This window comes from Chitinophaga sp. 05T412 (assembly GCF_056396465.1).
In genome coordinates, this window is the sequence record NZ_JBFTLN010000009.1 from 328,003 (window position 1) to 350,723 (window position 22,721).

Here is a 22,721-nt window from a genome sequence, read left to right on the forward strand (position 1 = left end):
TGTTGGTCGTTTTAATGCCCGTTATGTTCCGCTACTTTTTTCTTCACGACGTCTACCGGATACTTCAGTGCCAGTTCACGTATTTCGTAGCTAAAGGCGGCGAAGGTTTCTTCCCATAGGCGGGCTTCTTCGGGTGTATAATTATAAAAGCCCTGTGCATTGGAAACCCCGCGGGCCCCTGCTTTTACCAGGTCGTCTATTAATGCGGGTACTTCTGTGGTGTTGCTCAGCGTAGGAAAGAGGTCTTTCATCACGGTATGATACGCCGCCACACCGGTGAGGTCCATCCAGCGGAATACGCCCACCAGTGTCATCCAGTAGCCTGCGTTATTACGACAAGCCCTGTCCACATCTTCGATGGTGGCATAGCCATTTTCCACGAGGTGAAAGGCTTCGCGGTACATGGCATACATCAGGCGGTTAGTGATAAAACCACGGATATCTTTGCGCACCAACGTAGGCTCTTTGCCCCAGTAGTGCGAAATAGCATAGAGATATTCCCCTTTTGCCACATCGCTTTTATCGCCACAAATTACTTCCAGGAAGCGGGTGGTATGCGACGGCTCTGCCCAGTGCAGGCCGAAGAACCGCGCCGGATGCTTTACCTGTTCCTGTAAAATACTGATGGGAATAGCGGAGGTATTACTGGTCAGCAGGGCGTCTTCCTGAATGGCTGCTTCAATTTTTTCGTATACAGACTTTTTAATAGTCAGGTTTTCTAATGTACATTCTATGACCAGTACACAGTTACGCAGTTGTTCATACGATTCTGTAATGGTCAGCTGTTGCAGGCAGCTGGCTGGTACTTTGGCGGTGATACCTTCCTGTAAAGACCGGGTGAGGTGTTCGGTGATGCGTTTTTCAGCATGCTGTAAATCGGCCGCCAGCGGCGCTACGGCGATCACCGGATGACCGGCCATCAGTAAACAGGCAGTAATACTGCATCCCATTAAGCCCAGCCCGACTACTCCTACCGGCATATTGGCCGGATCTATTGTATATTCCATCAGCGGTTAATTTTTTAGATGAAGGCATCAGGCCATCCGGGCAATGGCATCAATTTCTATTTTTATACCACTCCCTAACACCGATTGCACTGTAGTGCGGGCGGGCTTTATGCCAGGAAAAAATTCGGCGTAGATTTTATTAAAGGCCGGGAAATCTTTGATGTCGGCGAGGTGCACGGTACACTTTACGATGTTATCTACGGTGCAGCCGGCAGCGGTTAGTATACAGCGCAGGTTGTGTAATGTCAGTGCTGTTTCTGCTTCTATTGTGCCCAATACAAAAGCGGATTTTGTAAAATCAATAGGGCCTTGTCCGCTGATATACAGCCAGCCGTCTACGGCTACTGCATCGGAATAGGCGCCGGTAGTAAATTGCCGGTCTTGCTTTTCGGGATGAACGATTTCCCTTTTTTCCATAGTCGTTTGTTTTTAATAAGTAGCGCGGCCACCGGATAAATCGAATGTAAAACCGGTAGTAAAACTATTTTGTGGAGACGTGATGTATAACGCCATGGCAGCGGCTTCATCGAGGGTACCGCAGCGTTTCATGGGAATTTTATCGGTCATGTATTTCACTTGTTCTGGCGGCATGGCATCTACCAGCGCCGTGCGGATCACCGCAGGTGCGAGCGCATTCACGGTGATACCCGTTTCTGCATAATCTTTGCCCTGCACTTTAGTCATGCCAATGACCGCCGCTTTGGAAGCGGAATACGCCAACATACCGGCGTTGCCTTCCTTACCTGCAATAGAGGCAATATGCAGAATGCGACCGTAGTTTTTTGCCAGCATATGCGGCAGTACATGTTTACTGGTAAACCAGGCGCCCATGAAGTTTACATCGAGTACCAGGCGGAGATTATCGGTATCGGTTTCATGGCTTTTGAGATTGGTCATACCCGTGATGCCGGCACTATTGACCAGAATATCTGTGGAGCCGAATCGTGCTTTAATTTGTGTAATGACCTCTTTCACGGCTGCTTCGTCGGTAATGTCTACCACATAGGTAGCCACTTCACCGGAAATTTGCGCAGCGGATTTTTCCAGTAAAGCAGGATTTTTATCCAGCAACGCCAGCTTAACACCGGCTTCCGATAACTTGCGTGCAATAGCCAGACCCAGACCTGAGCCGGCGCCGGTAACGATACCTACCTGTTGATGGAAATCTGTATACATACAATCGTTGATTAAGGATGATACTGCCAAAGTACATGATCACCTTAACGAAATCACCATCAAACGATTGAGTAAAATTATGCCTGTGCTTCGTGTATAACGAGCTGTGGAGGTAATAAAATTTTATGAAAGTTGTTGCTGGTACGGGTTTTCTCGTCGCTTTCCAATAACTGCAATAATAGCTCTGTTGCTTTTTCTCCCTGCTGATAAGGGAACTGTTCTACAGATGCCATGGGCGGATGATCCATGTAGTTACAGATGGGTTCATTGGCGAAGCTCACGAAGCTGATGTCTTCATTGATTTTGATGCCTGCTTTTTTGGCGTATTTGATGGCATCCATGGCTACGTAGTCGTTGAACGTGATAATGGCGGTGGGCCTGCGTTTCATGTCCAGAATTTCCTGCATAGCGTGTTGATTGCCTTCCCTGGATAAATTGGAAGATACCACACTGCTCAGGTCTATTTTTATCCGCAGTTTTTGTAACGCATGCATATAGCCTTCCAGTCGTTCTTTGCTGGCGAGCAAACTATCCGGGCCATTGATCATACCAATGTTGCGGTGTTTCTTTTTCACCAGGAAGCGAACAGCCGCTTCCATACCGGATTCCAGCTCACTGGCAATGTAGTGTATGTCCGGCATACGCGGAATACGATCAAAGAATACCACGGGGATATTCATTTTCTTCAGCAAATCGAAGTGTGCATAGTTAGCGGTATTTTTTGCGATAGATACCAGTACGCCGTCTACCCGGTGGCTTTTCATGGATTCCACCAATTTTTTCTCACGCTCTTCTTCATCGCGTGATTGCCCCAGTAGTAAGGTGTAGTTTTTACGATAGGCTACATCTTCTATGGCACTCACAATAGCTGCAAAAAAATCATGATTGAGATTTGGTAAGATCACGCCAATCATAGCCGTTTTATTTCTTTTAAAAGAAAGGGCTACCTGGTTAGGTTCATAATTCAGTTCAGCAGCCAGCTGATGTACTCTGGCACTGGTTCTCAGGCCAATGCTGGGATGATTATGTAAAGCTCTTGAAACAGCAGAAACAGAAATATTCAGGCGTTTGGCAATTTCTTTGAGCGTAGGGACCTGCGCACTCATTACATATGGTTTTAGATGTTGACACTCACTTCAATATCCGGTACGATCTGGTACGTTAGAATGGAAAAGTAAGCTAAAAAAATGATTTACTGCGTGGGAAGATCACAGGTAAAATAATTCCCTTATATTTAAGTAACGAATCATTATGACTGCTCCCTTTTTAAAAGTTCCGTTACCCATCTGCCAACAATTATCTCCCGGTATCAATCGTGCAAGTATTCTTTCTTTCCGGGATGGCTACCTGCTCAGTTTTGAAGATAAGCCCACTGTGATACGACTGGATACTGATTTAAAAGAAATATGGCGCAAAGACCTGCAGGCCCAGCGGGTGCGTTATGTGAGCTGTAAAATAAGTGCCAATGCAGATGGCAGCCTGATTGCGATTTCCGGTTGCCACGATGTACGTATTTATGACGGCAACGGCCAGTTACGCTGGACGTTTACGCATGAACCCTGGGAAAGTTTTGCAGGAGCCTCCTGTTTCTTCAGTCACCATGACCGGTTTTTATGGCTCATCGCTCCCGGTGATCATGACCGGCTATACGTAGCCCGTACTTCGGATTTTGCGATGGTTGACAGTTACATGATGGAAGGTGAACAGAATTATAACTATCACTTTTTATCTACGCCGGACCCGGAAAAAATACTCATTGATGCAGCAGCCGGACAAGAGGATTGTCAATTGTATCAGGTGCAACTGAAAGACGATAAAATTGTACTGGAAATACTGGATACCTGCAATGACCGCGTATCCGGGAACTTTTCTCCCAATGGCCTGGAGCTGGTGACGGCGCCGCATAACGATGAAGGCATTGCACTCTTTTCCTTCCCTTCCTTTGCGCCATCGGTGCAGCTGGAGCAGGATGATTTATTCGCATCCGCAGAAGGATATCCGGATGATGTGTTACAATTTACGGTGCTGTTTTTAACGGATGATACCCTCGTGGCACTCACTCATTGCTGCAGGCTGCTATTGATAGACCGCAAAACGATGACCTGTACCGGTGAATTACTGGCGGAGGGCAATGATATCAAAGCATATGATAAGAGTGGCAGGGAAACTACTGATCCGGCGGCCATCGCACAATATGCCGGTCAAATTGTAAGCGTACAGTTGGACCAGCAGCAACGATTAATGATTACTTATTATTCCGGTGATATCCGGTGGCATGAGATCCCGGTATTGCAGGGGCGGGCTGTTTTAAGCTGATTTTGCATTATCTTTATCAGGAAGGCAAAAGATTGGTTATTCATCTTCCTAAAAAACAAATAAATGAAAAAAGCTGCGCTGCTTTTTATCTGCTTCATTTTATCTGTTCTTTCTTCCTTTGCCCGGCAAACGCCGCCAGATACGGTTAAAACTGGTATCTACATTACCAGCATACACGATATTGATTTCAAACAAAGTGAATACACTATTAATCTCTGGTTGTGGTTGACCTATAAAAACAAGCAATTTGATTTTGTGCAAAACCTGGAGATCCCGCAGGCCAAGTCTTTCAACAAATCTTTTTCCACTATTGATTCCAGTAATGGACGTATTTATTTGCTGATGAAATTGCAGTGTGTGATGAAGGATTCGTGGAAGATCAATAACTTCCCTTTTGACAGGCAGAAGTTGCGTTTCTCTATTGAAAATTCACAGTTCGATTCACATGCGCTGGTGTTCCAGGTTGATTCGCTGGGAAAGCAGTACGATCCAAGATTTACGTTGAGAGGCTGGAATATCGACAGTTTTAAAATGGCTACTGGTATCAAGGCTTATGAAACGGCCTTCGGCGATACTTCAATACCGCAACCGCATACGGAATATAGTTCTTTCCAGGTCAGGATCGGTATTGGCCGGGATGCGGGCCAGCTGTTCTGGAAAATGTTTTTGGGCATGTATGTATCGTTTCTCATCGCCTATATTTGTTTTTACATCCATCCGGATAATATTGATTCCCGTTTTGGATTGGGCGTAGGCTCCTTATTTGCGGCGATTGGTAATAAATACATCATTGATTCTTCCCTGCCGGACTCCACTTCCTTTACATTGGTGGATACCCTCCACGGCATTACCCTGTTTTTCATTTTTGCGGTGATTACTTCTTCGGCATGGTCGTTGCAACTGATCAAAGCCAACAAGCATGGGAAGGCCCGCAGAATAGATATGTTACTGGCGCAGGTGGTGTTGCTGGTATATATCGCGCTGAATGTATATTTTATTTCGCGGGCAATGCGCGGTTAATTAAACCGTTCCATCAATTCTTCGAATTCAATTTGTTCCGTAGCCATATGGTGCGGGCCTCCGTATTTTTTCAGGTACTTCCATTTTGCAAGTGCATCAATTTCCCGGGGCTGTATTTTGGCGCTCAGTGCATGCACTGGTCGTCCGGTCAGATAAGTGAAATCGGGTGTATACAGTTCAAACTGCTGGCAGGGGAATCGTTTCTTCAACTGATGATCATGATCCCACAGGTAGAGTACTTCTCCTGCTTTGTATTCTACAATAAACAAATCGCCTTCATCTTCATACTCTTTGGCCAGCGCCACCTGCAACACATTTACGCGGGTAACGCGGATACCGTTTTCCATTAACATCCGGTTGGCCAGTGCCCATCTTTTTTTCGACCTCCGGCGGATGCGGTACATTTCATAGGGTGCCAGCAATATGAAAGCAAAGCAAATAAAGGCCAGGGTACCAAATACCCAGGTGGCGGTACGTACCTCAATACGTATAGCCATTTCCGTGAAGACCAGGCCCATGAGAAAAATAAAGATAAAATCGGCGAGGGAAAATCGGGATACCCTTTGCTTCATGGCGCTCCTTTTCAGCTTGTTTAACAAACGAATTTCATCGGCAAGGAGGGGCCGGTTAATTATTTCCATTTACAATAAGGTTGCTCAGGTAAAAAAGACAATAGGCATAGATTTTTCCCGTTGGAATGCGAGCAAAAGGTAGTGAATTTTAAGAAAAGATACGCGTTCCCGTTAGACTGGAAAAGATAATCGTTTGTGAATGATGGGGATAAGGAAAAAGATTTTTTGGGGAGTGCTGTTATCTGACAGCAGCCACACCGGTAGCACGACGTGGCTGCTGTATACCTGCATTTAACTTTCCAGGCAGGCGTTATTTTCTTCTGCTTCCAGTTGGCGTTGCAGGTCCTTGCTGGTTTGCGAATTGCCATCGTGGCTCCAGCCTGGTGCATAAAACATATATTTCAACTTGTCGGCCAATAGATCCGTTTTCTTCATGTCCTGCGACATGGCAATAAACTCATGGAAGATGATGTTTACCGGGCCTCTGTTTTCCAGGTCTTTCACCAGTCCGTATCTTACCTTGTCTTCTTCCAGCTCTTCCTGGAAGGTACCAAACATTCTATCCCAGAGAATCAGCAGCATACCCATATTCTTATCGAGATAACGGGGATTGCTGGCATGATGTACGCGGTGGTGAGAAGGTGTTACAAAAATGTACTCGATAACAGGGTGCAGTTTACCGATGGTTTGGGTATGTACCAGGTTCCCATAAATCTGGGTCACATAGTACGCTAGTAAAATATCGATGGCGCTGAAGCCCATTAAGCTGAGTGGCACAAAGAAAAACAGGCGGTACATCGGCTCAAATACGCTGGACCGGAAACCGGTGGTCAGGTTAAAATATTCGGAGGAGTGGTGTGTTACATGCACTGCCCAAAACATCCGGATATAATGCCCGGTAGCGTGGAGTAGCCAGTACAGGAAGTCCTGCAGCAGGACCAGTACGGTCCAGTAGATAAATATATTGGGAATAATAAAGAGACGGTAGTGGCGGTATACAAAATCCAGCAACAAAAAGGTACCGGTTTTCATGACTACGTTCACCAGGAAGTTGACGCTCATCAGGTAAATGGTCGTCAGAGTGTCTTTTGATTCATAATGCTTCTGATCGTGTTTATAGCTGAAATATGATTCGATCAGACTTAAAATAATGATGGCTCCGAACAAATAAAAAATAGCCGAACTCAAAGTTGATTCTGTCATAGGTAATACTTTTCCAAAGAGATACTCTCCCAATTACAGGTTTCTTTCGATTATAAGACGATTCCCGTGAAATAAACCCCTATACTACTACTAAAAAAGATTTCCTGCAAATTATTGCAGATAAATACGTGTTTTTACTGGCTTTGGGGGGAGGTTTATTGTTTCCTTACCTGGCGGAACACAATTTCCCGGCGCTGCTCAAATCCCATGTGCTGATAAATCCGGATGGCGCGCTCATTGGCCAGGGATACATGGAGGTAAGACAAGATACCGGCAGCGGCATGATCCTGGCAAAGGCGGTTGATGAGCCGCTGTGCATATCCTTTTCCGGCATAGTCGGCACGGGTACAGATAGCGCTTAGTTCTGTAAAGCCGGTGAGGCGCATACGCTCTCCGGCCATGGCCACCAGCTCACCATTCTGCCGGATGCCGTAGTAGGTGCCCAGCAAACGGGTGTCTATATTATAATAACCTGGCTGCAAACTGGTGATCAGGTTAAACATATCGGTGGCATCGGCCTCGGTCAGCCGGGAAATGGTAACGCCTTCCTCGTCCATCATGGGTGGCATACTGCTTTCCAGGACCATCTGGGCACAGGGCAGTTCATGCGCTATCACCCAGCCTGCCGGCAATGGTGGCAAATCACCGATGATAAAAAAGGTTTCGTTGAGCTGTATCCAGGGGTCCAGCTCCCGGATACTGTCTGATTGCGGATCACTGCAGGCGATAAAGGGAACAATACCTGGTTTAAATCGCTTCGCATGMGCTGTTCCCTCTGCAAATGCCGCTTGTGCACTGGTTAACGCCCCCCAGGCGGGGTTGTCTAATACGGTTTCCTTCATTGGACTAATGTAGATAATTTCATTACATGGCGTCGCATTTTTTTGATGGACTAACGGGCAGCTATATATTTTTTCAGGAAGGCGCCGGTCAGGGAATGTGAGGCTTTCAGCATGGCGGCTGGTGTTCCTTCAAATATCACCTTACCGCCTTCCCGTCCGGCTCCCGGCCCCATATCAATGAGCCAGTCGGCCTGACTGATCACATCCAGGTTATGCTCTATCACCACGACGGTACTCCCCTTGTCTACCAGTTTATTCAGGAGTACCACCAAATTTCCTACATCTGAGAGGTGCAGTCCTGTGGTAGGTTCATCCAGGATATAAACGGAATTCCCGGAAGCCATTAGTTCTGTGGCCAGCTTAATACGCTGCCTTTCTCCGCCGGATAAGGAGTCCAGCGGCTGGCCAAGCGTCAGGTAGGAAAGCCCTACTTCGGTCAGGCGCCTTAATACCTTCCGCACGTCTTCTTCCGAAAAAAAATCCAGGGCTTCCTGTACATTGAGCCGTAATACTTCATCCATATTTTTACCCTGGAACAGGTAATTGAGTACGGTAGGCGTAAACCGGCGGCCGTGGCATACTTCGCAGGTAGTGATGATATCATCCATAAAGGCCAGATCCAGCGAGGTAACGCCCAGCCCTTTACAAGCCGGACAAGCGCCTTCTGAATTAAAGCTAAAGAGGGCTGCACTGACCTTATTCGCTTTAGCAAACAGCTGCCGGATGGTATCAGAAATTCCCGTATAGGTAGCAGGGTTAGATCTCACAGAACCCGCCAATGCCTGTTGATTTATACAAACAGCCTCCGGATACAGGCGGGTAAACGCACCGTTTATGAGGCTACTTTTTCCGGAACCCGCCACGCCTGTTACTACCGTTAATACTCCTTTGGGAATATCCACGTTCACCTGCTGTAAATTATGCAGACTGGCTTTGCGAACCGGGAAACTATCCGTCCATTTTCTGACGGTTTGTTTTACCGGAGTGGGTTTCCGGAGACAGGTACCTGTCAGTGTTTTCGATTGCAGCAATCCCTTTACCGTTCCCTCATAAACCACGTGCCCCCCATGCTTTCCGGCGCCAGGACCCATGTCTATAATATGATCTGCTTCCAGGATGACGTCCGGATCATGTTCCACTACCAATACGGTGTTGCCTTTGTCGCGCAGTCGCTGCATCAGTACATTCAGCTGATGTACATCCCGCGCATGCAAACCGGTGCTGGGTTCATCAAAGATGTATAACATGTCACTGAGGCTACTGCCCAGATGACGTACCATTTTTACCCGCTGCGATTCTCCACCGGACAAGCCGGACGTTTCGCGGTTCAGGCTGAGATAGCCCAATCCGATTTCCGTCAAATGCGTCAGCCGTTCCGTAATAGCCGCCACCATTGTCACGGCTTGTGGCGCTTTGATGCGACCTATTTCTTTCACCAGGTCATTCACCTGCATGGCCGCATATTCCGCGATGTTTTTTCCATGGATGGTGGCGCTTAATATCTTCTTATTGAGTCTTGCTCCATGGCATTCCGGGCAGGGCCCTTTCATTACTACCCGTTTCAGTGCGGATTGCAATGTTTTTTTATTCTCTTCTGCTTCTTTACCGAGGAATCGTTTGGTGAACCGGGGAATTACGCCTTCATACTTTGCGGAAGGCCACCAGCCTGATTTAGGGTGAGGTGGTTTGATCTCTTCCTGGTATAACAACAAATCCCATTCTGCTTTGGTGTATTGTGATAGCTTTTTATCGTTATCAAAAAAACCCGATAATACATAACGCTTCCACAAGGCGGTATCTACGTCAAATGCAGGAAATAAAATGGCGCCTTCGTTGAGCGACTTATTACGATCAAATAATTTGTCTTCATCAATCACCGTCACTGTTCCGAGCCCTTCGCAAACAGGACACATCCCTTCCGGATGATTAAACGAAAACACATTGGAATAGCCCACAAACGGCGTAGCGATGCGGGAGAACAACAGTCGCAGTAACGAATAAATATCGGTGATCGTACCAACAGTAGAGCGGGCATTTCCTCTTATTGGTTTCTGGTCCACAATAATCGCCGGACTCAGGTTCTCCATCAAATCCGCATCTGGTTGCCCGTAATGTGGCAGCCGGTGCCGGATAAAACTGCTGAAGGTTTCATTCAGCTGCCGTTGTGCTTCGGCTGCAATAGTATCGAATACCAGTGACGATTTTCCTGAACCAGACACACCGGTTAATACAACGATCTGCCGTTTGGGAATAGTGATATCGATATTCTTCAGGTTATTTTCTCTGGCGCCTTTGATAATAATGAGATCATGCTTCATACAGAAAATAATTAGATAGTTAACAAAGTTAATGATTAACTTTGTTAACAAATAGCAACGATAATGCCTAATCTCTCCGATCAACTGGAGCAATCCTATACGAACCTGCAATGCCTGATCATTGCGCAGGTGAACAGGTTCAGTACGGAAAAGCTGACGGCCACCCAGTATCTGTTGCTGGATTACCTCATCCGTTGTGGCGCATCCACCACAGGACAACTCGCGCTACAATTCCACATCTCCCCTCCTGCCGTATCCCGTCATATAAAAAAGCTGATGCAGGATGGATTGATTACGCAGGAAAGAGACCTGGAAGATCGTCGTAGTTCCTTTCATGCGGCCACGCCAAAAGGGATAAAGCTGGTGAATGAAGCCAAAAAACTGCGCAAAAATATGACAAAGCAATTGCAGCAAATCCTTTCCGAACGGGACCAGGCCACCTTTATACGGCTCTGTAATCTGATCACCGATTATATGCACCTGGACGAATAGCCTCTTTTTTAATATCTTATGGAAACGTTAAACACTTAGCTCCCCTAACACAAAACCTGTACCTTCGCACTACCAAAACACACACCTATTTACCTCCCACACCGCTGTTAGACATAGCAGTCCACTGTTCGTATTGAATTACTTTAAAAATATAAAATATGAAACGACTGGAGAACAAAGTCGCCCTGATCACGGGTGGCGCAGGAAGCATCGGACAAACAACAGCTAAATTATTTATCGAAGAAGGCGCCAAAGTTATACTGGTAGACCTGGATGAAGCCGCCCTGAAAAAAGTAGTCACCGACCTGGGCAGCAACGCCGCCTATGTGGCAGCTAACGTTACCATCGCGGCTGACGTAGAAAGATACGCCAAAGAAGCGGCCAAAAAATTTGGTAAAATTGATATCTTCTTTAATAACGCCGGTATTGAAGGCGTCGTAAAACCTATTATAGATTTCCCTGAAGATGTATTTGATAAAGTAATGGCCGTTAACGTAAAAGGCGTTTTCCTTGGCTGCAAATATGTATTACCACAGATGAACGATGGTGGCTCTATGATCATCACCTCTTCTGTTGCGGGTTTAACCGCCTCTCCTAACTTTATCGCCTATACGACCAGTAAACATGCTACCCTGGGTATCATGAAAACAGCCGCACTGGAAGCTGCTCCCCGGAAAATCAGGGTCAACTCCATACATCCGTCACCGGTAGACAACCGCATGATGCGCTCTATTGAAGACGGATATGAACCGGGTAAAGGAGAAGATGTAAAGAAAGCATTTGCCGCCAGCATTCCTTTAGGCAGATATGCCGCACCCCTTGAAATCAGTAAGCTGGTGCTGTTCCTGGGATCTGACGATAGCCAGTTTATCACCGGCGCACAATATGTAATAGATGGTGGTCAAACCACAAAATAAAGATAGTTTATAGCCGATCCAATGATGCAAGCGACTTCCCCTGAAAAGGAAGTCGCTTTTTATAGCTATCGTTATTTATTTTTTTTGGGAGAAAGGTCCATGATTTCTATCTTCCTGAAATCAACCGGCTGACCTTCGCTCTGTAATGCAATAAACCCTTCCGATAACAGCTTTCCATCGATCTTAATAGCCGGATCATAATTATTTACCACACCACCACCAATCTGCGGTTTCGTGTATTGCAATACGGTATCGCCGTTGATAATATGTGTAATCAGCGAATCCCCCAATACAATCAATTCGCCACGCACCCACTGCTCGCCTTCATAGGTTTTGGAAGTAGACTCCAGGCAATGCAGGGGCTCTATCTGTCCTTTATACACTACGTTCGTACCCGGAGAACACATATTCCCCGTAGGTCTGGGCTTGCCATCTCCCAAACCACCCAGCAACTGCATTTCCACAGAGATAGGCCAGTCCTGCTCCTTCGGCATTGTACGCGGGTCCTGCGAATGGAACATCACACCGCTGTTCAGCAACGTATATTCCGGAGCGGTAGGGCACCATTTCCCCACAAACCGGTATTCAAATTTCAAATGATAATGAGAAAATGGCTGCTTATAATAGAGATGGGCAAACTGTTCATTAAAATCTCCGTATTCATCATACCGCACTTTGATAATACCATCTTCCACCCGGAAAGTATGCCCAAAGTTATCACCCACTTCATGGTGATGGATTTTCACTATCCAGTCGTTCATATCCTTTCCATTAAACAGGGACACCCACTTGCCCTTTTTATCTTGTTCGGGGCTGTCTTTCGTGGCGGCGTGAAAACAGGACATTGCGCCGGTACATAGCGTCAGGGCGAGCATCATACGTGGAAAACGGTACTTCTTCATATAGATCTGCAGTTATAATGTTGAATCAGCGTACAAAATAACTTTTTAATGTAAAGAATGAAAGGGTTTATTTATTCCTATATTTGAAGCCGTTCAAACTGAAATATTATTAATGAATAAGCTGGTAGCATTAACGGCGATTTGTTTGTTGTCCCTCACCGTACACGCGCAGGAGATCAATGATAACTTACGGAAACAACATTTAAACACCCGCGGTCCCATTACCGCGAAGGACTGGGTACTCCGCGGAGCTGTTAAATCCGTGAAAGAGTGCACCTATGGCTATGATGCCAGCGGCCGCAACACCACTACCTTCTATTGCACAGAAATGGAATTTAGCCGTACAGGATTATTACTCAAACGGAGCATGTATAGCAGCAAAGAAAAAAATACCCCTGACAGCCGCTATTACTATTCCAACAACCGACTGGATAGCATCACCGGCTTTCAGAAAAAAGTATATCACTACGATGAAGAAAGCCGCCTGCAAAAAATCAGCAGCTACGGCTACTATGATGGAAACAGCCAAACTGTGATCACCGAAGAAACATTCGGATATAATAAAAAAGGAATGATTATCAGTAATGCGCAAAATTCCCTGTCTGATAAAACCCTTACACAATCTACTTATGCCTATAATAAAAATGGCCATGTGACAGAACAACATATGGTAAGCCCCGTCATCGATATTCTTTATCAAAACGAATTTGACAACAAAGGCCAGTTGTATAAAACCCGCATTATCTACGCTAAAACGCCGGAGCAAAACAACTTCTGTAACATGGAGCTGAACCCACAGGGCGATATCTCTGCTATGACCAGCAGCAGTCAAAAAACGGCCACCGTACGCACTTATCAGTATGAATACGATGCCCAGGGTAACTGGTTAAAACAAGCCGCGAAAGAAAACGATAAGCCACAATACACCGCATTTCGTACCATCACGTATTATCTGCAAGGCGATGACATTCTCACCACCACCGCCACCAACATGCCGGTAGTAAAGGCGCCATTACTGCCAGCGGAAGTCATTGACTCTTTCGTAGCTGCGCTCGATCAGCAACAGTTTAGCCAGGCTTATAACTACTGTACCGGCGGCCGCTGGGGCACCGTGGCGCAATTCTCCGCTACCAACGCCTATGGCGGTATTACCGCCGCCCGGATGCTAAAGATGGAGCCAACTCCCAGCGTCATTGGTCAAACTACGATACCTATTACCGCCACTATGTACGTAGAAGATCCTACGAATGGCAGCGGTACTTTTGTACAACAGTTTCAACTGCAGAAAAAAGGCGACGATTGGAAAATCGCCGGCATTAAACTCATCAGCAGTACCCGCGCGGTGGACAACTGGAACCTGAACGTGGCCCCTCCGGCTGATTTCACGGAAGCACAGGTACTCCGCCTTGCCAAACCAGTTTATGACACCGTTTCTATGGCCTCTCCTATTGGCAGTGACAACGATCGCATGGAAAGACACCTCGATACGATGCGTTTTTTCAAAGATGATAAAACGCTGTATTGCCTCGCTGTTTTTGCCACCCAGGGGCCGGAATACGGCGCCTCTACCGGCTGGTGCGATGTACTGGTGTTTAGTAAAACTGCCGATAAATGGAAGCTGCAAACCTTCCTGCTAAATGCTGGTGGTGGTGGCATGTATGGCTACTCCGGCCATTTTGCCAAATTATTACGCATAGGAGATGAACACCTGGCTATCGTTCTCAAAGGCGGACTGACACATATGGGCGAAAACAGGTCGTGGGCAGACCTGGTGGCGTTACACCAGGGCAAGTTAACACCGCTCACACATATCGACACCGACTTCGAATATGACAACGGCAGCGGTGAGGATCATATCCGTTGCTATGAAACCAGATTCCGATTTGAGAAAAATGGTAAACGGGTATATGACCTGCTATTGGAACACTACAATTGCAATAGTAAAGCGCCGCTAAAGAAATTTGTGATACCGTATAACAACGGATATAAGGTACCAGCGTTGGAATAGCTAACAACGCTTTCCTACACCGATTTCCCGTTTTTATAATATTCATGTTGAATACCTTCCAGCAGATCCTGTGTATCAATGGGCCGGTCTTCCGACAAAGCCCTAATGGACGCTGATTGTACAATATTCAGAATAGACGCGCCAGTGAGTTCATACTTACGGGCCAGTTCCTGCAGGCTGATATCATTGCTCCACGGGATGTTGGCCGGCATTGTATTATTCCACAGCACCAGGCTTTCCTGTTCATTCGGTGGGTTAAACGGCACCACCGTTTGAAACCGGCGAATGAACGCCTGGTCCATGTTATTGCGGAAGTTCGTGGCCAGAATCACTAACCCGGGATGTTCTTCAATTTTTTGCAATAAGTAAGATACTTCCTGGTTAGCAAAACGGTCGTGCGCAGATTGTACATTGGTGCGCTTACCGAATAAAGCATCTGCCTCATCAAAAAACAAAATCCAGTCTTCTGCCCTGTCAAAAATCTGTTGCAGGTTCTTTTCCGTTTCGCCAATATATTTAGATACCACCAGTGACAAGTCGATCCGGTACACATCCAATCCAAACTGCTTGCCGAGCAGGCTGGCGGTTAATGTTTTCCCGGTGCCCGGCGGACCGTAGAAAAGCGCGCGGTAGCCGGGTTTGGTTCTTCTACCCAAATTGGCATCTGACGCGATGCGGTTGTTAAACTTCAACCAGTGGCGGATCATTTTCAGCTCCCGTTCCGTTTGCCGGGATATCACGACGTCATTCCATTCCATTTTCGTTTCCAGCAAAGTAGCCGGGAAATTGGAACCAAAAGAAGGGCGCCATTTCCGGCCTGTCAGGAATTCTGCCAGTCGGGATTGAGATAACAGCAACCGTCCGCTCATTTCCGGTTCGCCTTCCCGTATATCCTCCAACGTGATAATGCCCGATTGGAAAATGGTGCGACGCTCTATGGCGCTGCCATTTACCCGGCCACCGTATACTTCTCCTTTCAGCCAGGAGGCGTAATGCATGCGCATATCCATGTTCATGYCTGCCAGCAGGAACAGGGCCGTTTCACCAGTAGGAATGATACCGCGGTAATTGCCTCCCTTTACGCCACCAAACTCCGGAAAATCTCCTCCCTTGGGCAGGTATTGGCGGATCAGCTGTGTAAAGAGATCCGGATGCACATGTGGAGAGATCGCCAGCATCAGTATAATATATTCTTCCACCGAGAGATGATGATCGATTACATAGCGCGCCAGCGGAGAGTCATCGTCCGTTAATTCGAAGGCCGGCTGCTCAAAATCCTCTTTCCTGCCGAAGTAATGATCCAGCCGGGCAGCCGCTACGTTCATCAGCACCGACATGGAAGTGGCCAGAAAGGATTGTCCCTCTACGCCAGGGATATTCATTTCAGGGGTTTCCGCTGTTGCGGTGGGCACTTCTTTTTTCTTCCAATACATACTACAATATTTTCAGGGTCATTAAGGGGTGCAGTCGGCATCTTTAGTACCTACACAATCCACGGCTTTTTTATTTGCCGCATCTAGTTTGGCCATGTATTCTGCTACTTTCTCCGTGTACTTATCACCTGCGGCAATAAACTTATCGGTCGATTGTCCAACGGCGCCTGTAAACGAAGGCACTTTATGCTTAGCCAGATAACCTAGCGCAAACGTGCCATGGCTGCCTTCGTGGAAGCGCAGCGTGGTATGGTGGCTTTTTTTATCTTTTTTAGTGGTGCCTCGCCCATAGATGGAAGTAGACTTCGGATCTGCTTCCGGAGCGTATACCGTTTGAATGGTAATTTCCAGCGTGGCTTTTCCGATAATTTTTGAAACCTTGTCGTTGATTGTTTCGTAAGACGGACCACCCGCCACATAAGAAATATTGGTGACGGCCGATTTACCGGGAGGCACGGGGCCTGTAGTATCTGGCAAAATAATCACCTTTACAGCGCCCACCTTTCCTGTAGCATCTACTACGTCGCCGGCAGTATCCTTATCTGTTTTCATTTTCTTTGGAACAGGGGTGGAAATATTAGGTACGTCTTTTTTCTGTACCACCTCCAATGTCTGGCCCTGTTGCTGTACCACATGAGTGAGTTCATGTGCCAGCAACCATTTACCCTCGCGGGTGCCGGGACTGTATTTATCTTTATTGAAATAAATTTCACCGCCGTAAGTAAATGCCTGGGCCTGTAGCTCTGTAGCTGCCGCCTGTGCCTCCGGGCCGGTATGGATACGCACGTTACCAAAATCATATCCGAAGCTGCGGGACATTTCTGTTACGGTACCGGCAGGTAACGTTTGCCCGTTTACGTTAGTAGGTTTACTCGCTTTGTGGACACTATTTGCGTTGCTGGTACCGCCAGCCATCCCGTTGGCGCCGGCGCCTTCTTTCCTCGATATATGCGCATCTGCCGAGCGCTGTACCACACTGTCCGCCATTTTATCCGCTTCCTGTTCCTGCGCATCACCGGGCTTACCTACCGTTAGCTTGGCCTGAGGTTTCGCTCCCGGTGGGAAGAAGGTCGGATGATGCTCCCCGGCCTCCTGCGATGGCTCTGCCTGGAAGAATTGCTGCACCGGCCTCCCTTCTCCTTTTTTCTTTTTTCGGCGCAGTTGTTTTTTTACAGCCATGGTATTATTATTTATAGAGATGTTGTATTTCTTTTTTTACGAAATAGTCGGCCGGCTGCCCGATGTCCTCACGCATGGCCAGCAGCAGTCGTTCCCGGGCTGCCATTGCACTGTCTGCAAAGACCCCGTCTGTCGCTACAGCCTCCTGTAATTCGCGGAAGGATTTGATCACTTTGGCAGATGCCATCAGCAACAAACGGGCTTCCAGTTCTCCGACATCTAATTTTACTCTTACATCCGGCTCCTGCTCCAGGTCATCTACAATTTCCTGCCAGCTTTCCAGACATCTTTCGTATAAACTTACCCGATGACTGAACTGTTTTCCTTTCAGTATTTTATCACCGTGGCTACTGATAGCGTTACTGAGAATAAACGCACAAATCACGGCGACTGCCGCAAAGATGACTACCATTGCCCGATTGGCAGGCTCCAGTCCCAGTTGCTCCTGCCGGAGCAGGAGATATCCCTGCCACACCACCCAAATCATCACGGTGAGTGTCAGTAGTGCCAATAACATTTGAATGAAGCTTCGCATAATATCAGGTTGTATAAAGTTTAATATGTGATGGGGCCAGAATAACCGTCAGTTTGTCTCTTTCCCGCTTGCTGAATACATACTTACCTTTCAGTTTATATTCGATGAGGCGATCGTAAGAATCGAAACGTACACTTCCCCGGTCTTTCATTATTTTAACAATCAACTTAGCCCAGTCTTCTTTCATACCATCTATTCCTTTGACCATTTCCTTCACGCTGCCACTGTCGAGGTACACCGGATCTTTATCCCGTTCTTTTAACGCATATTTATCTACACGATCATCAATTTTGTTATTGATTGTTTTTTCGATGATAGGTTTAGCCACGGATTGATCAGGGTCTACCAATATCGCTTTACAATGAAGCGACTTCGGTACGAACTGTTCTCCTGCCCGGATGCTTTCTATATCTGCCACTTCTTTTGCATTGCCTATTTTTGACTTCTCTGCAGCAGTCAGCGCCGGCAACGCACTCCGGCCGTAATTCGGTATTACTTCATAGTCTACAATCGAACCTTTCAACACAAAGTTCTTTACGTTTTGTTCCACCAGATCGCGGTGATCCGCATTCGCCTGCACGGTCAATGGTGTCAGGTTCTTCATGTCTGTACCCGTACCGCCCAGCACCCGGTTCAACAGGTGGCCAAGAATATAATACGGTCCATTATCCTTCTTTCTTCGCTTAATATCTTTGTAATGGGCTGGCTCGGTTACACTTGGCTCACTACCTTTCAATGGATTTTTCTTCGTCAGTTTCTTGGCGTGCATATAGGTAGCATACTGATTGGAGTTAACCGGATCAAGGGTCAATTCCGGATCAATACTCTTAGCGGAAATGTCATATTTAAACAACGGTCCGATGATCACACCTAATTCGTCCATCAATTTCACGATATCTCTTTCCTTATCATCATCCGTATATTTAGGCGTTGTTGCTTTCTTTTCGGCCAATTTAATCTGGTCGTACTTCTTTATCGCCTTGTCTTTCCGGTCCTGCATTTTCTTGCCATCCGGTGTTTTCGGTTTATCGATTATAATTCTGTTTAACCAGGTTTCAAACTTCACAGGTGTGCTTTGTACAATCAGCTGCGCACTGCTTTCGGTGCCTTTGAAAGAGAGGCTATGTGTTTCTCCGTCTTCTGCTTTAAACTCAGACCGGATGCCCAGCCAGCCCAATACTTTATTGAGAGCGGATCTACCCATTTTAAGCAGTCCATCTATTACGCTGATGGCCCCATTGATGAGCCAGTCGATGGCACTATCTACCTTGGTGCGCCCAGCGGTCACTATATCCTTGATCTTATCGCCAACAGGGCCAATAATGACTTCTACAGAAAATCCTATTACTACCGGCACCGCTTTGGCCAATACTTCTTCAAAAGCTTTCTGTGCGTGCTCCAGCTTACCCCCAATGATTTCCGCGAGGTTATCCATCGCCTGGTTGGCCAGGTTCAGAATACGGTTAGCATAAGCAATCGCCTCTTTCATGGTATCGTAGATCAGGATAATGGTGTTGATGGTGGCGCCTATACCCAATGGGTCAGCGCTGGTAGCGAGGCGTTTCATGATTTCGGCAGATATTTTCTCCGATATCCAACTGATAATACCATTGATCACCATGTCTTTCAGATCACTCAGCTTTTCTTCTGCTTTGCGAAGCAACCCTGCCGCGCCTTCTTTAATCCAGACAGTTATCCATTCCAGCGCACCGGTAAGCATGCCTTGCATTTTCTTCATTTTCGCTACGCGTTCCTTTCCGATTCTCGGATGTTCTTCCATCCGTTTATATACATTTTCCAGGTTGATACCAAAGAGATCCAGTACATAACTCAATATGCTGGTTAAACTAAAATCGGATGGAGGCGCTACCGCTACGGCACCCTTCACTTCTCCAAACAACCACTCCAGTGCGCCCTGCAGCATATGTGTGCCCAGGTTATCGTAGAAGCGTACAAAACCGCCCTTGACAACGTTCCAGACATTCTTCAGGAACTCGCCCGGCTTTTTGATGATATCGGAGAAATTGTGCGCTGCCTTCGCAATTACGGCGGTAACCAATGTTGGATCGATGCCGATTAAGCTCAGGAGGTTGCGGAAAAATGTCCAGAGTCCTCGGGCCAGCTTACCATCTACGAACACCTGTTGTATCACCGTAAGTGCCGCAGCCCTGATCTGTGGCCATTTTTCTTTCAAGTCTATGAACTCCGCAATCACCGGGATCTTCTTCAGAATGACTTCCGTCAGCCAGTTCATAATAGGGTCCTTGATACACTTTGGCACCAGGTTGAATGGCCCCAGAATGAAATCGCCCAGGAAGTCCAGCACATTACCGGCAACAGCTACCAGCTTCAGCAGCATGTCGATGACGCGCTGCATGAAGCCGCGCAAGTCATCCATGCCCTGGTATATCTTATCAAACATCCACACCACTTTATCCTCTGCCCAGTCTTTCACACTGGCAATGGTTTTAGGTACCCAGCTGACCAAAGAATATACGGGTCCGAGATATTCATTGCTTTGCAGGCCACTAAAGAACGTACTTACGTTAACGGCTATATTATTTACTTTCTCCAATACCCATTGTCCGGCGGCGATGATGGTGACTTTAATGCGATCTATCGATTTGTTCAGCGCCGGCAGCAATACATCCCGGAGAGAAGTTTGTTTATTAGCCACGGCATCGTCATCGTTGCCCATGGCGGTTGCGGTATCAGCCACTTTATCCAGCCATTGGGTAGCATCGTCCTGTAATTTGCGGATGGCCTCCATGTTGATCATGGCGCCAATACCACTGATCACGCTTTGTATCGGCTCTATTACCGGGCGTAACTGTGTTTTAATAAACTGCCATGCTTCGCTCAGTTTCGCAGATACGAAGTCCATGAAGCCACCTTCATCGGAGTTATTGATACCGAGTTTTTTGCAGATCCAGGCCCAGGCATCGCGGTAAGGCTGTATAATGATGGCATCGAATTTATTCCAGATCCACCGCCCAAAGTTTTTGATACGATCCCAGACTTTACCGGCGAAGGCGGTAACTTTATCCAGGGCGGGCGTCATATAGGTATCCCATATTTTGTTGAGCCATAAACGCAACGGTTCAATGGCTTCCATCACCCGGTCCCATACAGCGCCGGCAATGGCTTTCACCACCACCGACAGGAGATTCAGTGCTTCAAATAAAGGTTTACAATCGCCTTTGGAAAGGCCATTGAGAATTACCGGCAACTGATTTTTCAGGTGGATGAAAATCTGGATAATCAGCATAAACTGTTCATCAGAAAATCCGAGGCCGTTGAACAATTCTTTAAATAGGCCGAACAAAGCATTTTTGATGTAACCAAAAACGCCCTGTGATTTTACATCTTTATAGAACTCGTAGATATCCGGAGGTAAGTGAGATGCCAGTATAGAGTCGGCGCCATTGAGCAACGTATCTGTCCAGGAGGTTTTCTTTTCCTCCCCATTCGCCTCGTCGCGCTGTACGGTTTTGGCAGCCCCCTGTTGAACAGTATGGGTCAGTTCATGTGCCAGCAGAAAACGACCTTTGGTAGATTCCGGATCGTATTTATTCTCCCCGAAATAAATGTGATGCTGATACGCAAATGCCTGTGCGCCTATTTCCTGGCTGAGGGCAGCTGCTTCTGTGCCGGTATGTATACGCACTGCGCTGAAATCGGCCTGGAAGGCTGTTTCCATATGTTGTCGTACCGGCGCGGCCAGCGGGCTTCCCGGCGCGCTGGTTTTCAGGCGGGTGGCAAAGCTATCGCTGGTGCGGAAACTGCCGTCGCCTGCGCGCTGTAGCCCGCGTATGGGTTTCGCCGAAATAGTTTCTCCCTCTTCTTCATTACGGCGAATGTTATTGCTACCATTACCGCCCGGACGGGTACCACCGCCACCGGTGAACGACAGGACCGGCATGCGCAATACCTTTTCGGCCATGCGGTCTGCCTCTACTTCATGGGGATCATCGGGTTTTCCTACTTTAAGACTGGGTTGTATCCGCATGGCAACGGCGGGCGCTGCAGATTCATCCAGGCTGGTATGTACCTTTTCCGTCTGTTCACACTCCGCGCATTTCGCCTGCACAGGGGCTTCTTCTTCAACAGGTGAACGTTTCAGCTCATCTTCCGTTTCATGCTCCGCACATTTTGTCTGTACAACAGCTTCTTCCGGCGCAGTGTAGCGCTTTATTTCTTCGTGTTCACATTCCGCGCATTTGGCCTGTACTTCGGTGTGATCCTCAGCAGGCGAACGTTTCAGTTCATCTTCCGTTTCATACTCCGCACATTTTGTCTGTACAACAGCTTCTTCCGGCGCTGTGTAGCGTTTTATTTCTTCGTGTTCACATTCCGCACATTTGGCTTGTACTTCGGTGTGATCGTCAGCGGGTGAACGTTTCAGCTCATCTTCTGTTGGATGCTCTGCGCATTTCGCCTGTATGGGAGCTTCTTCTGATGGACTGCGTTTTATTTCTTCCTGCTCACATTCGGCGCATTTGGCTTGTACCAGCGCTGCTGGTTTACTATTTTTTGATTGTTCACCATTCGAATATCTGGATTGTATTTTCCCGTCAGTGACTGACCGGTGAATACCTGGAATAAACAAGGATTGTAGCTCTGGTGTATCGGTGGTAGTATCCATTTCCCGTGACACGGTTGCTGCGAAAAAAGGGGTTTGCTGAGCGGCATGGCGCTGCCGGGACTCTTCCTTGCGGAAAAGCTTACCGGTTTTCAGGCCGGTGGTGGGAGTTGCGTTATGAACAGCGCTTTCGCTCATAGGGTTATTGCAATGAATTAA

General features: G+C 47.2%; 18 protein-coding genes. 5 read left to right on the forward strand and 13 right to left on the reverse strand.

The genetic code is table 11. The features are described 5' to 3' along the window. Nucleotides 1–11: 11 nt before the first annotated feature. The 4 genes from AC1DFM_RS21280 to AC1DFM_RS21295 all read right to left on the reverse strand — a co-directional run bounded on the left by AC1DFM_RS21280 (nucleotide 12) and on the right by AC1DFM_RS21295 (nucleotide 3,289). Nucleotides 12–1,007: a 3-hydroxyacyl-CoA dehydrogenase family protein gene (locus AC1DFM_RS21280; protein ID WP_477078772.1), complete on the reverse strand. Its 996-nt coding sequence runs from the start codon at nucleotides 1,005–1,007 to the stop codon at nucleotides 12–14. 27 nt (nucleotides 1,008–1,034) lie between these two features. Beyond that, nucleotides 1,035–1,424 carry a RidA family protein gene (locus AC1DFM_RS21285; protein WP_477078773.1) on the reverse strand — a complete coding sequence of 130 codons (390 nt, stop codon included), beginning with the start codon at nucleotides 1,422–1,424 and terminating at the stop codon, nucleotides 1,035–1,037. A 12-nt stretch (nucleotides 1,425–1,436) separates the two neighbouring features. Then, entirely contained in the window at nucleotides 1,437–2,183 is a 747-nt protein-coding gene (locus AC1DFM_RS21290; protein WP_477078774.1) for an SDR family NAD(P)-dependent oxidoreductase, read from the reverse strand. Between the two features lie 77 nt (nucleotides 2,184–2,260). Next, nucleotides 2,261–3,289 carry a LacI family DNA-binding transcriptional regulator gene (locus AC1DFM_RS21295; protein WP_477078775.1) on the reverse strand — a complete coding sequence of 343 codons (1,029 nt, stop codon included), beginning with the start codon at nucleotides 3,287–3,289 and terminating at the stop codon, nucleotides 2,261–2,263. A gap of 145 nt (nucleotides 3,290–3,434) precedes the next feature. Here AC1DFM_RS21295 and AC1DFM_RS21300 point away from each other — a divergent pair, with 145 nt between their 5' ends. Beyond that, entirely contained in the window at nucleotides 3,435–4,499 is a 1,065-nt protein-coding gene (locus AC1DFM_RS21300; RefSeq protein ID WP_477078776.1) for a hypothetical protein, read from the forward strand. A 63-nt stretch (nucleotides 4,500–4,562) separates the two neighbouring features. After that, complete coding sequence (locus AC1DFM_RS21305; protein ID WP_477078777.1) at nucleotides 4,563–5,519, forward strand: ligand-gated ion channel; 957 nt, start codon at nucleotides 4,563–4,565, stop codon at nucleotides 5,517–5,519. Here AC1DFM_RS21305 and AC1DFM_RS21310 read toward each other — a convergent pair. The 4 genes from AC1DFM_RS21310 to AC1DFM_RS21325 all read right to left on the reverse strand — a co-directional run bounded on the left by AC1DFM_RS21310 (nucleotide 5,516) and on the right by AC1DFM_RS21325 (nucleotide 10,454). Beyond that, nucleotides 5,516–6,091 carry a hypothetical protein gene (locus AC1DFM_RS21310; RefSeq protein ID WP_477078778.1) on the reverse strand — a complete coding sequence of 192 codons (576 nt, stop codon included), beginning with the start codon at nucleotides 6,089–6,091 and terminating at the stop codon, nucleotides 5,516–5,518. The genes AC1DFM_RS21305 and AC1DFM_RS21310 overlap by 4 nt on opposite strands. Nucleotides 6,092–6,382: 291 nt before the next feature. Continuing rightward, on the reverse strand, nucleotides 6,383–7,294 hold the full coding sequence (locus AC1DFM_RS21315; RefSeq protein ID WP_477078779.1) for a sterol desaturase family protein: 912 nt from the start codon (nucleotides 7,292–7,294) through the stop codon (nucleotides 6,383–6,385). Nucleotides 7,295–7,449: 155 nt separating this feature from the next. After that, nucleotides 7,450–8,136, reverse strand: a complete 687-nt coding sequence (locus tag AC1DFM_RS21320) for a GNAT family N-acetyltransferase (protein WP_477078780.1) — start codon at nucleotides 8,134–8,136, stop codon at nucleotides 7,450–7,452. 50 nt (nucleotides 8,137–8,186) lie between these two features. Then, nucleotides 8,187–10,454: an ATP-binding cassette domain-containing protein gene (locus tag AC1DFM_RS21325; protein ID WP_477078781.1), complete on the reverse strand. Its 2,268-nt coding sequence runs from the start codon at nucleotides 10,452–10,454 to the stop codon at nucleotides 8,187–8,189. Between the two features lie 63 nt (nucleotides 10,455–10,517). Between AC1DFM_RS21325 and AC1DFM_RS21330 the strand changes: the two genes are divergently transcribed. Together AC1DFM_RS21330 and AC1DFM_RS21335 are read left to right on the forward strand one after the other, a co-directional pair. Continuing rightward, nucleotides 10,518–10,946 (forward strand): MarR family winged helix-turn-helix transcriptional regulator, encoded by a 429-nt coding sequence (locus AC1DFM_RS21330; protein WP_477078782.1) that lies wholly within the window; start codon nucleotides 10,518–10,520, stop codon nucleotides 10,944–10,946. 158 nt (nucleotides 10,947–11,104) lie between these two features. After that, complete coding sequence (locus AC1DFM_RS21335; protein ID WP_477078783.1) at nucleotides 11,105–11,863, forward strand: SDR family NAD(P)-dependent oxidoreductase; 759 nt, start codon at nucleotides 11,105–11,107, stop codon at nucleotides 11,861–11,863. Nucleotides 11,864–11,934: 71 nt separating this feature from the next. Here the strand turns inward: AC1DFM_RS21335 and AC1DFM_RS21340 are convergent, their stop codons facing one another. After that, nucleotides 11,935–12,765: a 3-keto-disaccharide hydrolase gene (locus AC1DFM_RS21340; RefSeq protein ID WP_477078784.1), complete on the reverse strand. Its 831-nt coding sequence runs from the start codon at nucleotides 12,763–12,765 to the stop codon at nucleotides 11,935–11,937. A gap of 112 nt (nucleotides 12,766–12,877) precedes the next feature. Between AC1DFM_RS21340 and AC1DFM_RS21345 the strand changes: the two genes are divergently transcribed. Next, nucleotides 12,878–14,773, forward strand: coding sequence for a hypothetical protein (locus AC1DFM_RS21345; RefSeq protein ID WP_477078785.1), 1,896 nt, complete (start codon nucleotides 12,878–12,880; stop codon nucleotides 14,771–14,773). A 14-nt stretch (nucleotides 14,774–14,787) separates the two neighbouring features. Here the strand turns inward: AC1DFM_RS21345 and AC1DFM_RS21350 are convergent, their stop codons facing one another. From AC1DFM_RS21350 to AC1DFM_RS21365, 4 genes are read right to left on the reverse strand one after another with little or no spacing between them, the layout of a single operon-like run. Next, the gene (locus AC1DFM_RS21350) at nucleotides 14,788–16,206 is read right to left on the reverse strand and encodes an ATP-binding protein (RefSeq protein WP_477078786.1); all 1,419 of its coding nucleotides are present in this window, start codon (nucleotides 16,204–16,206) and stop codon (nucleotides 14,788–14,790) included. 21 nt (nucleotides 16,207–16,227) lie between these two features. After that, a complete protein-coding gene (locus tag AC1DFM_RS21355) occupies nucleotides 16,228–17,385 on the reverse strand; it encodes an eCIS core domain-containing protein (RefSeq protein WP_477078787.1) in 1,158 nt (385 codons plus the stop codon). A gap of 7 nt (nucleotides 17,386–17,392) precedes the next feature. After that, complete coding sequence (locus AC1DFM_RS21360; protein WP_477078788.1) at nucleotides 17,393–17,920, reverse strand: hypothetical protein; 528 nt, start codon at nucleotides 17,918–17,920, stop codon at nucleotides 17,393–17,395. A 4-nt stretch (nucleotides 17,921–17,924) separates the two neighbouring features. Continuing rightward, complete coding sequence (locus AC1DFM_RS21365) at nucleotides 17,925–22,700, reverse strand: eCIS core domain-containing protein (RefSeq protein WP_477078789.1); 4,776 nt, start codon at nucleotides 22,698–22,700, stop codon at nucleotides 17,925–17,927. Nucleotides 22,701–22,721: the final 21 nt, after the last annotated feature.